The organism is Vibrio chagasii, assembly GCF_024347355.1.
Lineage (GTDB): Bacteria > Pseudomonadota > Gammaproteobacteria > Enterobacterales > Vibrionaceae > Vibrio > Vibrio chagasii.
Window position 1 is genome coordinate 2,980,856 of record NZ_AP025465.1, and the last position, 13,822, is coordinate 2,994,677.

The window sequence follows — 13,822 nt, forward strand, 5'->3', positions numbered from 1 at the left end:
TATCTAACGATAAAACGTTTTGATATTCATCAACGAGTGCCCACACAGATTGATAGGTTTAAATTGTTAAAGAGCTTCTCTTCATTGTGACTTGCGTCACTTCGTAAGAGGCGGCCATTCTAGCGACTTAATTCTCAGTGTCAAACACTTATATGGAATTAATTTCTACTTTCTAAAAGTAGGAGTGAATTATCACTCAAAGCTAGTTGCCTTTACTAACATTCTTCGCTGAAGCCTTGTGGCGTCTGCCGTGTCAGTGAGGCGGAATTATAGAGACGCCGCTCATATTGGCAAGCATTAAATGCATTTTTTATTGAAAAAAGAGGTTAAACGAAGACATTTCAACCAAGGGCTTATTTGTACCACTTTAAGCCCAACTTTCGAACAAATTACTCACAGCACCCTGTGGATAACTACTCACCACTATCAAAGAAGTAAGACAATCGGGACCTAGGGTTTAGGTACTCTCTTACTTGTTCAGGTAGCTTGTTGGGATTAACCGCATTAACGATTTTTATATCTTTAGCAAGCAGGTCGATTACCGGAGCTTGTGTTCTGGGCACGCTAGGGTCATACGTCAGCACATTGGGATAAAGCATATGCTTGGCATTTACCGAAATAACAATACCAATTGAATCATTGGAGAGCTGAACCACGGTTCCTGGCGGGTACACTCCCATGAACTTAACCAATAGACTTAAGTTGTCTTGGCTATATAGGTGTTTGCAGTTCTTATATAAGTGAGAAAGCGATAAATAAGGGATCATTGGCGGAGACTGTGTTTTACCATGGCACAAGTTATCGAATGCATTGGCAACTGCTACTATCTTGGCAAACTCATCAATCTCTTCTTCCTTTAAGCCTTCTGGGTAACCAGAGCCATCATTCATCTCATGATGCTGAGCAATTACCTTTTTAGCTGTTTCAGGAAAATCATCTATTGCAGAAACGATATCCGCACCATACTTAGTATGGAGCTTTAAGTAGTTCTCTTCTGGCACCGTCAATGCGCTCTGCTTTCTTAATATAGCGACAGGTATTTTGATTTTGCCCACGTCATGGAATAACGCAGCAAAAGAGAGGTCTTTCAGTTGTTGTGTGTTGTAGCCTTTAGCTTTGCCGATCATCATGGCAACAACAGCAACATTTAATGTGTGGAAGTAGATATCTTCAAAGTCAGCTTTACCATTCATTAGGTGGAGTGTGACGTTATCATCACATACTAATGTTTCGACAATATCATCAACGAGAGATTTCACCTCTCCTACCGCATCCAAAGGACGATTGCGAATTTTGGTCATGACTGAGCGCATTCGAGCAAGTGAACGCTCAAACTCTTTCTCACAGTTACTCACTCTGCGTCGGTAAGAACTTAAAGTTTCAATGCGATCATGCTTTTCTTGCCACATTTTTTCAGCTTCAAGACTAACCTGTAAGTCATCACCTGATTCCAACTCAACCATATGGTTAACCGGCAAAGGTGAAGTATCACTTTGATTAAGGTTTATATAGACGTGTTTGATGCCAAGGTGTCGAATGATCTTAACCTGAGCATCGTCTTTTATTTTAAAGCTATTGAATAGAAACGGGGGTTCATTCCACTTGACGAGAAGTCGTATATGTAGACCGGGCTGAATGCGATCTACGGTAATTTTTAGGTTCATCGCGGCTTTCCGGGGAAGGCCGCTTTTATCTTCAAGAAGAAGTAGTCTGTATCTCGATACCCATATCCCATTCGCTTGATTAGCTTTATCTTGTTGTTTATCCCTTCCAATGTGCAGGTGTTAAGCGGATAACTCGCAGATGCGATAATGCCGTGAAGATAAGGCCTTAGTTTTCGTGCGAACTCTTTCAATGGCTTAATTCCACTCTCTTGTACTTGTGCCCACCACGCCTCCCAGAGCCCTTTAGCATGTACTTCTGATTCACAATACCAAAGCTCTTTGAGTTGTGCTCCGAGTATATAAGTGGTCATTAAGTCCTTATTGATATTCAATATTTCGGTAAGATAGCTGTTTTGCTGTGTATTCAAATTACCCCTGTTTTTTAGCAACACCCAGCGTGAGCGCTTGATCCATTGCCTCGCTTTTTTATCTTGCTTGAGTTTGTTGGCTTGGTCGACTCTGACTCTATCCATCACCTCTCGACCGAACTTAGCAACAACATGGAATAAGTCGTAAACGATTTTTGCGTTCGGACAGTGTGCTTTAACTTCAAGATCAAAAGCCGTATTCATGTCCATTGCGACCGCTTCGATATTATTGCCATGCTTGCCTAGTTGCTCGAAGAACGGCCGTATGTCCTTACGGCTTCGGCCTAACCCTATCCAAATGACTTGGTGTGTCTTAGCGTCAGCGATGACCGTGGCATATCGATGCCCTTTAAAGATGACGAGTTGCCTTAGCTCCTCCCATTTCACTGGCGGTACCACTTTTCTAAGTCGGGATTTATCTATCTCTTTAATGGTGTGCCAATGAACGTTCGTTAACCGGGAGATATGCTTAATAGGAAGAAGAGGCAGTAATTGTTCTATATAGCTTCTTAAGCGTTTCGTTATACGAGCATAAGGCTCCAACCAAGATAGAGATTCTGTTTTTATGCCACACTCACGGCACTTGATTCTTCGCGTTTGAACAGAAAGAACAACAGGAACACCGAGCAACATGGCTTCTTTTACATGACGCCATTGATACTCATGAATAGCCTCGGCCTCGAGACCACAAAGGCACTTAGCCTCAGAGTTCGGTTCAAGAGTCAGGGTAATAAGTGATGCTGTCTGGTGAGACTTTACGACTTGAAAGCCTTCCCAGAATGAAGATAGGAAAGTATGATTCGGCATGAAAACGGTAGTTTGTGTATGATTTTTGTTTGGCGACTAAACCATATCACTTACTACCGTTTTTGTTTTTAGTTCCCGCTAATCCGCGATGAACCAATTTTTATGCTGCCCATTTTTATATATAACGTTGATTAATAATCCCTATTTATAATTCTAATAAAACCAAGCAGCAATTTCACTATCCTATTTCACAGGTTCAGTTTAAAGAGTCGCAATGCACCATCCATCTTATACCGAACTTATCTTCAACTTTGCCAAACCTAGCGCCCCAAAACGTGTCTGCAAGCGGCGTCATGATTCGCCCACCCTGTGTTAGTTTTTCAAAGATCTGCTCTTGGGTCGCGGTATCATCTATAACAAGAGAAAGTGCAAGGTTGTTCCCTTCAAGTTCTTTAGCTTTAACCCCATCAGACATCATCAGCTTCATACCAAAGGCTTCGAATTCAGCATGCATGATCCAATCAGGCTGCGCTCCCTCTATTACCTGTGGAGCATCACTAAAGAGTTGTTTCGATAAGACCACTCCACCAAAGCATTTATGATAAAAATCCAACGCCTCGCCACAACGACCATCGAAAAATAAGTAAGGGGTTACTGTCAGCATATCTTTCTCCTCTATTGCTACTTTGAACATAGACAATAGAAACAAGAATTACAGGTAACAGGCTGATTTCAGATGATTAATTTATTGAAGGTTATTACTACGATGGGAATTGATGAGATTTATGAATGAAACATCAAGATCTGACTGATTCGTAACTTGCATCCGAGCCAACAAGCTGGATTTCAAATTCACAAACGCTCAAAACGACGAAAGGTCGCTATAAAAGCGCAATGTAGTTCACTTAAGCGGAGCTGCTTTGCGATTAATTGGGTAGCGAGTCTTTGATATTTTTACCGCCCTAGGCCGATTAGGCTTAGGGCGTTTGTCTATAAAGAGGACTGATAAGTCTCCCCTTAGACTCTTTAAACGCTTAGGTGTATTGCCTGGCGATATCGCTTTACTCATCACCTTCAGTTGGCTCGCTATAAACTGACAAGCGTATTTAAAGCTAATTTCATTCGGCATTCTTCCATGTTCAACTGCTGCCTGACTTGCTTCACGTCTTACCAAATTATAACCAAGCAACAGCCCCCAGAGTTCTTGATAAACAAGGTTTACTGTTTTACTGCGTAATACTAAGGCATTGTGTTGCATTGAGCTTTTGATATCACGATAACCTAATTCGATTTCCCAACGTTCATGATAAAGTTCGGCTACCGCTTTCGCGTCGTAGTCTGCTCTTGGAAGGGATGTAAAAACAGTTTTCTGCTTACCTTGTACTTCATAGGTCACCGCTCTGACTTGCCATTTTTCAGGTAAACTAGGGTTCTTTTTGAGAGCTTGCGGTGAGACGTTCATTTCGATGAGCATATCATTGCTTTCTTCTTCATCTAAAAGTGTGTATTTCAACCCTTTCCTTGCTGGTATCAACCAATGTCTATTAATACCGCTATTTTGAAGAGAGAGAAGTAAGTCTGCACCGTAAAAACCTTTATCTAGTAACGTCACAGAGTTATCTGGTAAAGAGTCGATGAAGGGCATAGCAAGTGGGATTTCACCACGCCGATAAGGGCTTATGGCAGCGTCAACGATGACATGAGAACGGACATTCATCATAGTCACAACTCTTAGCATTGGATGTGGTGTCTGCCTGCTACTCGAGGTATTACCCGAGCCAAAGTGCTCTCTAAGTTCGGGCGTATCCGCGGTGCGAAAAAGAGCACCGTCTACAGCAAAAACTTGTAATCCTTGCCACGTATCATCACGGTATCGTTCAAGACCCCACGTTCGCCCACATTGTTTAAACAACCACTCTGGTGCAGCACTGCCTAAACGTTGTCTTGCCTGGGTTAAAGCACTTTTTGCTAATAACTCTTCATCAGCCAAGCCATCCGCACAGACATTCATTCTTCGTGCGACTTCGGCAATTGGTTCATTACGGAAGAAGGCCATGCCGACAATTAACCACAAGACCATGTCACTTGGTAGTCGACGTCGGCGAATAGTCGCTTTATCAGAAAGACTAGCTGCCTTAACAACCCATTCATCTGGGATATGTTCAGAGAAAGTGGTGAGTTGAGCTACATCAACAGGATTTTCTTCGAGGAAATCGACAAAATAGTTTTGGATAGACATAAAAAATCGGAAGCCTAGAAACAGGCTTCCGATTATCTCTCAGAAGAAGGATCGGTCAACCGATCCTTATCTGATCTACATTGCGCTATAAAAGCGACCTTTCTATTTATGGTACCGGTTTAGGCGGACTGATTGGACAGGCATTCCTGCCGCTACCACGAAGGCAGCGCTTTACAGACTCCAGATACAACAAAGCCCCGACTTGAGTCGAGGCTTTGTCATTTAAATATGGTACCGGTAGGCGACTTGACTGGGCTTACATCCAAGCCGACACGCTGGATTTCAAATTCACAAACGCCCAAAACGACGAAAGGTCGCTATAAAAGCGACCTTTCTATGTATGGTACCGGAGGATGACTTGACTGGGCAGGCACTCCTGCCGCCACGCTGGATTTGAATTCACAAACCTCAGATACAACAAAGCCCCGACTTTCTTCGAGGCTCTGTCTTGGAATATGGTACCGGTAGGCGGACTTGAACCGCCACGCCCGAAGGCAACGGATTTTGAATCCGTCGTGTATACCAATTTCACCATACCGGCATTATCGTGGGCATTGCCCTGTCGATGTTTGGCATTATACGTAAGCAAGCTGATGTGGCAAGCATAAAAACTTGAATTCACGTGTGTTTGCCGATAATTTCGCCACTAAGTCATAAGCTGTGCGTCATGTCTCTTTTCACGCTCTGCCTTAAACTATATTCTGACGCCTAAATTTTTGAAGAAGTAATAACACCATGACATCTACCAACACACTGCCACCAGCTGGAATGATGCGCCGATTCGGAGCTTTGTTCTATGACGCTCTTATCGTGATCGCTATTGAAATGATGGCAGCTGGCGTCATTATCGCTTTACTGCATGCGCTTATGGCTCTTGGCATTTTTGACCACAGTGGTTATGCCGATGTCAGTGACTTCCTAACCAATCACCCTATCTGGAGCCCAGTTTACACATTTTATCTAGTGGCAGTTTGGGTTTACTTCTTTGTGTTCTTCTGGACTCGAGCTGGTCAAACTCTGGGAATGAGAGCGTGGAAACTTCGCGTTCAGAACAAAGATGGCTCTGCGATTACTGTCACTCAAGCTCTAATTCGCTTAGGAACTTCTGGTTTTGGTCTAGCCAATCTGTGCGTTCCATTAGATCCTCAAAAGCGTGGCTTTCACGATATCTGGGCAAAAACAGAAGTGGTTGTGTTACCTCAAGCGCGATAGTATTTCTAAACAGCTTCAATCAAGATCAAAAAAGGAAGGCGTTATGCCTTCCTTTTGTATTTATAATTTCCGCCTCAAGAGCATCACGGCTATTCCGAGGAATACCACACTTGGGGCTATAGCACCAAAGGCCGGTGGTATCTGATACACCAAGCTCACAGGGCCAAAGAACTCACTGGATATATAGAAGGTAAAGCCTGCGATAACACCAGATAGGATTCTTGCCCCCATGGTCACGCTACGCAATGGACCAAAGATAAACGACAGTGCCATCAACATCATCACCGCGATCGAGATTGGCTGGGTTATCTTTCTCCACAACGCCAGTTCGTAACGAGCAGCATCTTGTTCTGACGCTTTCAAGTAAGATACGTAATCATACAACCCACTCAATGACAGCTCTTCTGGTTTAACCGTCACGATTGCAAGCTTGTCTGGTGCGAGTGATGTTTTCCAAGTGTATGTGGGCAAATTCTCTTTCGTTATCTGCAGTTCATTTTCAAACGAAGTGACGACAACATCTTTCATCGTCCAAACGTTGTCTCCAACGTAATCGACTTCTTTAGAATAGATAGCGGTTTTCAGAGCCTTGTTTTCATCAAAGCGCCACATGTTCATGCCATATAGCTTGTCATCGTCGATTTTGACAATAAAGATGAAATCATTGGCATCACGAGCCCAGACACCGCTTTGCGTGGAGATGATATTCCCCCCTGCAATCGATATGGTTCTTAAGTCACGAGCCATCTTTTGTGCTTGAGGTGCACCCCACTGCCCTAATAGCGTCACCACTATCATTAATGGAATCGCAGTCTTAAGTACCGACAAACCGATATCAAGTTTAGAGAAACCCGCCGCCTGCATTACTACTAGCTCAGAGCTCGCCGCAAGCATACCCAATCCAATCAACGCACCAAGCAAGGCTGCCATTGGGAAAAACATTTCGATATCACGCGGGATACTTAACAAAACAAAGTACAGAGCTTGGAGGAGATCGTAGGTACCACGACCCACTTTTCTCAACTGCTCCACATACTTGATTATCCCTGAGAGGCCAACAAACGTCACCAATACCAGTGACGTGGTTGCGATGATGGTTCTGCCTATATATAAATCGAGAATCTTAAACACGGCTTAAGCCAACCTCTTATTCTTGAATTTTTCTTTCAAACGCCTTACTGGCACGCTATCCATAAAGTTTGCACCAATCGCGACAATTAACAACAGCGCATTGATTGGCCACATGCCGACTACTGCAGGGATAGTGCCCTCTTCTATTGCTGATTTGGTTGCACTGATTGCCAAGAAGTAAGTCAGGTAAATCAATATTGCAGGACCAATCTTAGCGAAGCGTCCCTGCCTTGGGTTTACCGCCGAGAGTGGCACAACAAGCATGGTCAACAACGGAATACAGAGTACCAATGAAATTCGCCATTGCAATTCAGCTTTTGCGCTTTTGTTTGGATTACCGACAAGGTCAAGTGTCGGAATCGCTTCCCAATCACGACCTTTCTTCTCGACTTCTCGCTGGCCAATCAAGCCTTCATACTCTTCGAAGTGTGTCACCATATAATCAAGACGAGTTGGGACACCTTCATGACGAGTACCATCGTACATCACGATAACTTGGCGACCGTCGCTGAGCTCTTTTACATCGCCCGACTTCGAATACATCACACTTGGAAGCACAGAATCACGTGGACGCATTTGAGCAACGAACACGTTTTCTAGCTTATTACCGTCGATATCATCGATGAACACCACTGACGAACCATCTGGCGTTCCTTCAAATTTTCCCTTTGGTAGCAAATCAACACTGTTCTCTGCTGCCACTTCCTCATACATCTGTTCAACCTTGTCTTGCGACCAAGGGGACAACCAGAATGAGTTAAAAGCGGCAACCGATGCAGTAATCAAAGCTAAGTACAGTGCCGATTGAATCAGGAATTTGTTACCGATACCGGTCGCGTTCATGACCACTATTTCACTTTCAGCGTAAAGACGACCAAAAGTAAGCAAAATACCAATATAGATACTGAGCGGAAGCATCAATAAGCCCATCGCTGGCATATTTAGACTAACGATCGACAAGATTAGACTCGCAGGGATAGCACCATCAGAGGCGTCCGCTAACACACTGATGAATTTTTGGCTGAGAAACACGAGAAAGAGAACAAAAAAGATCGCAAATTGGCTCTTGATTGTCTCGCGGATCAAATATCTAACAATAATCACGCTCAAATTACCTATACAAAACTTGTTTTTTTGATTGAATCACTATAATTTCCCGTTGAACCTTTTATTTTTTTAAATTTTTAGCTAAGTGTTAGCGTTCTTCTTTAAGGTTAGTTCCATTATAGGATCCAACAAGTAAGAACCCATTATCTAACATTTAGTTCGATTTGTCTTCAGGATGTAGGAGTACGCATGGAGTTCAGTGTAAAAAGTGGTAGCCCAGAGAAACAACGCAGCGCATGTATCGTTGTCGGTGTATTCGAACCGCGCCGCCTTTCTCCAGTAGCCGAGCAATTAGATAAGATTAGCGATGGCTACATTAGTTCACTGCTTCGTCGCGGTGACCTAGAGGGTAAACCTGGCCAGATGCTACTGCTGCATCAAGTACCTGGTGTACTTTCAGAACGTGTTCTACTTGTAGGCTGTGGTAAAGAGCGTGAGCTAGGCGAGCGTCAATACAAAGAAATTATTCAGAAAACCATCAGCACACTAAACGAAACAGGTTCTATGGAAGCAGTATGTTTCCTAACAGAACTGCACGTTAAAGGCCGCGATACTTACTGGAAAGTTCGTCAAGCGGTAGAAGCGACTAAAGATGGTCTTTACACATTTGACCAATTCAAGAGCAACAAGCCAGAGACTCGTCGCCCACTACGTAAATTGGTATTCAACGTACCAACACGTCGTGAACTGAGCCTAGGTGAAAAAGCGATTGCTCACGGTCTTGCTATTGCTTCAGGTGTGAAAGCATCTAAAGATCTTGGCAACATGCCGCCAAACATCGCTAACCCAGCTTACCTTGCATCTCAAGCTCGTCGCCTAGCTGACGACTTCGATACCGTAACGACTAAGATCATCGGTGAAGAAGAGATGGAAAAATTGGGCATGACCTCTTACCTAGCGGTTGGTCGTGGTTCAAAGAACGAATCTATGATGTCTATCATGGAGTACAAGGGCGCACCAGATTCTGATGCAAAACCGATTGTACTTGTTGGTAAAGGCCTAACGTTCGATTCAGGCGGTATCTCACTTAAGCCTGGCGAAGGTATGGATGAGATGAAGTACGACATGTGTGGTGCTGCATCTGTATTCGGTACGATGAAAGCGCTAGCTAAACTGAACCTACCAATCAACGTTGTTGGTATTCTTGCTGGTTGTGAAAACATGCCAGGTAGCAATGCTTACCGCCCAGGTGACATCCTAACGACGATGTCAGGCCAAACAGTTGAAGTGTTAAACACTGATGCTGAAGGTCGCTTGGTTCTTTGTGATGCGCTAACTTACGTTGAGCGTTTCGAACCAGATTGTGTGGTTGACGTTGCAACACTAACAGGCGCGTGTGTTATTGCTCTAGGCCACCACATCAGTGGCGTTCTATCAAACCACAACCCGCTATCTCACGAACTTGTGAATGCTTCTGAGCAAGCAAGTGACCGTGCATGGCGTCTACCAATGGCAGACGAGTACCATGAGCAGCTAAACAGCCCATTCGCAGATATGGCGAACATCGGCGGCCGCCCAGGCGGTACTATCACTGCTGGTTGCTTCCTGTCTAAGTTCACTAAGAAATATCACTGGGCTCACCTAGATATCGCAGGTACAGCTTGGAAATCTGGCGCAGCAAAAGGCTCGACAGGTCGTCCTGTCTCAATGCTAGTCCAATTCTTATTGAACCGCAGCGGCCAAGAGACTGAAGAGCAATCTTCAAAATAGTAAAAAGGGCCTACGGGCCCTTTTTTAATAAGCGCTATTTGTTAGGGTCTATTGACCAAGTAAGATAAATAGCCACGATTTTTAGTTCGAGTATTAAGTATGCAAACAGCTACGTTTTACATAGTGTCATCAGACAGCCCACAAGCGAGTGAAGAAGGTTTCGCTAACTATGTACTGTTTCTTGCTCAGCACTTTGCAAAACAAGGCGCTAAACTTTATCTCAACTGTAATGACAAAGCCCATGCCGAGCGTATCGCAGAAGTTTTCTGGCAAGTCGATCCCAGTGAATTTATTGCGCATAACTTGGTTGGCGAAGGCCCGAAGTATTCAACCAACATTGAGATTGGCTACCAAGGCGTAAAGCACAATTGGAATCGTCAGCTAGTAATTAATCTGGCCGATAATCATACAACCTTTGCGAACGCCTTTGCTCAGGTGATAGACTTCGTCCCTTGCGAAGAAAAAGCTAAGCAACTCGCTCGAGAAAGGTATAAAATTTACCGTCAGGCTGAATATCAGCTGCAGACTATCGAGATTCAACATCCATAGTCAAACCTCATAGATAAAGCTATCTTTGAATTTAGATTCAAGAAGCTTCACTTATGAAGTTTGACCACGATTAACCATTCACAGTATCCGTTTAAGAGCACTATGGAAAAGACATACAACCCAACATCAATCGAACAAGCTCTATATCAGACTTGGGAAGAGAAAGGCTACTTTAAGCCACACGGTGACACATCAAAAGAAGCTTACAGCATCATGATCCCGCCACCGAACGTCACTGGTAGCCTACACATGGGTCACGCGTTCCAAGACACTATCATGGATACTCTAATCCGTGCTGAGCGTATGAAAGGTAAGAACACGCTTTGGCAAGTGGGTACTGACCACGCTGGTATCGCAACTCAAATGGTTGTTGAGCGTAAGATCGCGGCAGAAGAAGGCAAAACTAAGCACGATTACGGTCGTGACGCTTTCATCGACAAGATCTGGGAATGGAAAAACGAATCTGGTGGCACAATCACTAAGCAACTTCGTCGTCTAGGCGCATCGGTAGACTGGGACCGTGAGCGTTTCACTATGGATGATGGCCTATCAAACGCTGTTCAAGAAGTGTTTGTTCGCCTATACGAAGATGACCTAATCTACCGTGGTAAGCGTCTAGTAAACTGGGATCCTAAACTGCACACAGCAATTTCTGATCTTGAAGTTGAAAACAAAGACAAAAAAGGCCACATGTGGCACTTCCGCTACCCACTAGCAGACGGTGTGAAAACCGCTGAAGGTAAAGACTACATTGTTGTTGCGACAACTCGTCCAGAAACCATGCTTGGCGATACTGGTGTTGCAGTAAACCCAGAAGATCCACGTTACAAAGATCTTATCGGTAAAGAGATCCTACTTCCTATCGTTAACCGTCTAATCCCTATCGTAGGCGATGAGCACGCGGACATGGAAAAAGGCACAGGTTGTGTGAAGATCACTCCTGCTCACGACTTTAACGATTACGAAGTTGGTAAGCGCAACAACCTACCAATGATCAACATCCTAACGTTCAACGCAGACATCCGTGATGCGGCTGAAGTATTCACTACTAACGGTGAAGCGAGCGATGTTTACTCAACTGAGCTACCTGCTAAGTACCACGGCATGGAGCGTTTTGCTGCTCGTAAAGCGATCGTTGCTGAATTCGAAGAACTTGGTCTATTAGACGAGATCAAAGATCACGACCTAACCGTTCCTTACGGCGACCGTGGTGGCGTGGTTATCGAACCAATGCTAACTGACCAATGGTACGTACGTGCTGCACCTCTTGCTGAGCCGGCTGTTAAAGCGGTTGAAGATGGTGAGATCCAATTCGTTCCTAAGCAATACGAAAACATGTACTTCTCTTGGATGCGTGACATTCAAGACTGGTGTATCTCTCGTCAACTTTGGTGGGGTCACCGCATCCCAGCATGGTACGACAACGATGGCAACGTATACGTAGGCCGTACTGAAGAAGAAGTACGTGCAAACAACAACCTTGCACCTGTAGTAGTACTTCGCCAAGACGACGACGTACTAGATACATGGTTCTCTTCTGCACTATGGACTTTCGGTACTCAAGGCTGGCCAGAGCAAACTGAAGACCTGAAGACATTCCACCCTTCAGACGTTCTAGTAACGGGCTTCGACATCATTTTCTTCTGGGTTGCGCGTATGATCATGATGACCATGCACTTCAACAAGGATGAAAACGGTAAGTCGCAAGTACCATTCAAGACAGTTTACGTTACGGGCCTAATCCGTGACGAAAACGGCGACAAGATGTCTAAGTCTAAAGGTAACGTTCTTGACCCTATCGACATGATCGATGGTATCGACCTTGAGTCTCTAGTAGAGAAGCGTTGTGGCAACATGATGCAGCCTCAACTAGCGAAGAAGATCGAGAAGAACACGCGTAAGACTTTCGAAAACGGTATCGAACCATACGGTACTGACGCGCTACGTTTCACTCTTGCTGCTATGGCTTCAACTGGCCGTGACATCAACTGGGATATGAAGCGTCTTGAAGGTTACCGTAACTTCTGTAACAAGCTATGGAACGCAAGCCGTTACGTGCTGATGAACACAGAAGAGCACGATTGTGGCATGTCACTATCTGCAGAAGACCGTGCAAACATGGAATTCTCTCTAGCAGATAAGTGGATTGAATCTCAGTTTGAGCTAGCAGCGAAAGAGTTTAACGCTCACCTAGACAACTACCGTCTAGACATGGCAGCAAACACGCTTTACGAATTCATCTGGAACCAATTCTGTGACTGGTACCTAGAGCTAACTAAGCCAGTTCTATGGAAAGGTACAGAAGCTCAGCAACAAGCGACTCGCTACATGCTGATCACGGTTCTAGAGAAGACACTACGTCTTGCTCACCCAGTACTTCCTTACATCACTGAATCTATCTGGCAGAGCGTTAAGCCACTAGTAGACGGTGTTGAAGGCGACACTATCATGACTCAAGCGCTTCCTCAGTTTAACGAAGAGAACTTCGACGCTGAGATCGTAGAAGACATCGAATGGGTTAAGACTTTCATTACTGCTATCCGTAACCTACGCGCAGAGTACGACATTGCACCTAGCAAAGGTCTAGAAGTAATGATCAAAGTTGCTAGTGAGAAAGACGCGGCACGTATCGAAGCGAACAAGGTAGTTCTAAACTCTCTTGCTAAACTAGATAGCCTAACTGTTCTTGCTCAAGATGCTGAGACTCCAGCATGTGCGACTAAGCTAGTGGGTCAATCTGAGCTGATGATCCCAATGGCCGGTCTGATCGACAAGGACGCAGAACTTGCTCGCCTTGATAAAGAAGTGCAGAAAACTCACGGCGAAATCAAGCGTATCGAAGGCAAGCTAGGTAACGAAGGTTTCGTTGCTAAAGCACCTGAAGCGGTTATCGCGAAAGAGCGTAAGAAGCTAGTGGGTTACCAAGAGACACTAACTAAGCTTGAAGAGCAAAAAGCGACCATTGCAGCTCTTTAATCCTCGCTCAATGAGAAGCCTTTAAACTTCTCGTTACAGATAAAAAGGTTGGCCTTATGGTCAGCCTTTTTTTATGCCATTGGACTTATCACCCAATAACAGCACTTTCCAAACTTCGC

Annotated in this window: 10 protein-coding genes and 1 tRNA gene; 4 read left to right on the forward strand and 7 right to left on the reverse strand. The window is 44.5% G+C overall.

Features of this window, described 5'->3' with window-relative positions; all coding sequences use genetic code 11:
* Positions 1 to 413: 413 nt before the first annotated feature.
* From OCV52_RS13685 to OCV52_RS13705, 5 genes are all read right to left on the reverse strand, one after another.
* Entirely contained in the window at positions 414 to 1,664 is a 1,251-nt protein-coding gene (locus OCV52_RS13685) for an HD-GYP domain-containing protein (protein WP_137409196.1), read from the reverse strand.
* Entirely contained in the window at positions 1,661 to 2,839 is a 1,179-nt protein-coding gene (locus tag OCV52_RS13690) for an ISL3 family transposase (protein ID WP_261900852.1), read from the reverse strand. Before OCV52_RS13690 ends, OCV52_RS13685 begins: the two co-directional genes overlap by 4 nt.
* Before the next feature lie 196 nt (positions 2,840 to 3,035).
* On the reverse strand, positions 3,036 to 3,443 hold the full coding sequence (locus tag OCV52_RS13695; protein WP_137409210.1) for a VOC family protein: 408 nt from the start codon (positions 3,441 to 3,443) through the stop codon (positions 3,036 to 3,038).
* A gap of 237 nt (positions 3,444 to 3,680) precedes the next feature.
* Positions 3,681 to 5,018, reverse strand: a complete 1,338-nt coding sequence (locus OCV52_RS13700; protein WP_137409200.1) for an IS4 family transposase — start codon at positions 5,016 to 5,018, stop codon at positions 3,681 to 3,683.
* 456 nt (positions 5,019 to 5,474) lie between these two features.
* A tRNA-Leu gene (locus OCV52_RS13705) sits at positions 5,475 to 5,559 on the reverse strand.
* 194 nt (positions 5,560 to 5,753) lie between these two features.
* Between OCV52_RS13705 and OCV52_RS13710 the strand changes: the two genes are divergently transcribed.
* Complete coding sequence (locus OCV52_RS13710; RefSeq protein WP_004738663.1) at positions 5,754 to 6,230, forward strand: RDD family protein; 477 nt, start codon at positions 5,754 to 5,756, stop codon at positions 6,228 to 6,230.
* Between the two features lie 60 nt (positions 6,231 to 6,290).
* On the opposite strand, the gene lptG is transcribed toward OCV52_RS13710, so the two are convergent.
* On the reverse strand, positions 6,291 to 7,361 hold the full coding sequence (gene lptG / locus OCV52_RS13715; RefSeq protein ID WP_105025884.1) for an LPS export ABC transporter permease LptG: 1,071 nt from the start codon (positions 7,359 to 7,361) through the stop codon (positions 6,291 to 6,293).
* Positions 7,362 to 7,364: 3 nt separating this feature from the next.
* Positions 7,365 to 8,465 (reverse strand): LPS export ABC transporter permease LptF, encoded by a 1,101-nt coding sequence (lptF, locus tag OCV52_RS13720; RefSeq protein ID WP_137407619.1) that lies wholly within the window; start codon positions 8,463 to 8,465, stop codon positions 7,365 to 7,367.
* Positions 8,466 to 8,657: 192 nt separating this feature from the next.
* Between lptF and pepA the strand changes: the two genes are divergently transcribed.
* The 3 genes from pepA to OCV52_RS13735 all read left to right on the forward strand — a co-directional run bounded on the left by pepA (position 8,658) and on the right by OCV52_RS13735 (position 13,703).
* A complete protein-coding gene (gene pepA, locus OCV52_RS13725; RefSeq protein ID WP_137407618.1) occupies positions 8,658 to 10,178 on the forward strand; it encodes a leucyl aminopeptidase in 1,521 nt (506 codons plus the stop codon).
* Positions 10,179 to 10,277: 99 nt separating this feature from the next.
* Positions 10,278 to 10,727: a DNA polymerase III subunit chi gene (locus OCV52_RS13730; RefSeq protein ID WP_137407617.1), complete on the forward strand. Its 450-nt coding sequence runs from the start codon at positions 10,278 to 10,280 to the stop codon at positions 10,725 to 10,727.
* A 102-nt stretch (positions 10,728 to 10,829) separates the two neighbouring features.
* The gene (locus OCV52_RS13735; RefSeq protein ID WP_137407616.1) at positions 10,830 to 13,703 is read left to right on the forward strand and encodes a valine--tRNA ligase; all 2,874 of its coding nucleotides are present in this window, start codon (positions 10,830 to 10,832) and stop codon (positions 13,701 to 13,703) included.
* Positions 13,704 to 13,822 lie beyond the last annotated feature (119 nt).

Bases quoted from the DNA above. Each gene is read 5' to 3' on its own strand.
- OCV52_RS13730 (WP_137407617.1), top strand. From the start codon at position 10,278: ATGCAAACAGCTACGTTTTACATAGTGTCATCAGACAGCCCACAAGCG.
- OCV52_RS13685 (WP_137409196.1), bottom strand. From the start codon at position 1,664: ATGAACCTAAAAATTACCGTAGATCGCATTCAGCCCGGTCTACATATA.
- pepA (WP_137407618.1), top strand. From the start codon at position 8,658: ATGGAGTTCAGTGTAAAAAGTGGTAGCCCAGAGAAACAACGCAGCGCA.
- OCV52_RS13690 (WP_261900852.1), bottom strand. From the start codon at position 2,839: ATGCCGAATCATACTTTCCTATCTTCATTCTGGGAAGGCTTTCAAGTC.
- OCV52_RS13700 (WP_137409200.1), bottom strand. From the start codon at position 5,018: ATGTCTATCCAAAACTATTTTGTCGATTTCCTCGAAGAAAATCCTGTT.
- OCV52_RS13710 (WP_004738663.1), top strand. From the start codon at position 5,754: ATGACATCTACCAACACACTGCCACCAGCTGGAATGATGCGCCGATTC.
- OCV52_RS13695 (WP_137409210.1), bottom strand. From the start codon at position 3,443: ATGCTGACAGTAACCCCTTACTTATTTTTCGATGGTCGTTGTGGCGAG.
- OCV52_RS13735 (WP_137407616.1), top strand. From the start codon at position 10,830: ATGGAAAAGACATACAACCCAACATCAATCGAACAAGCTCTATATCAG.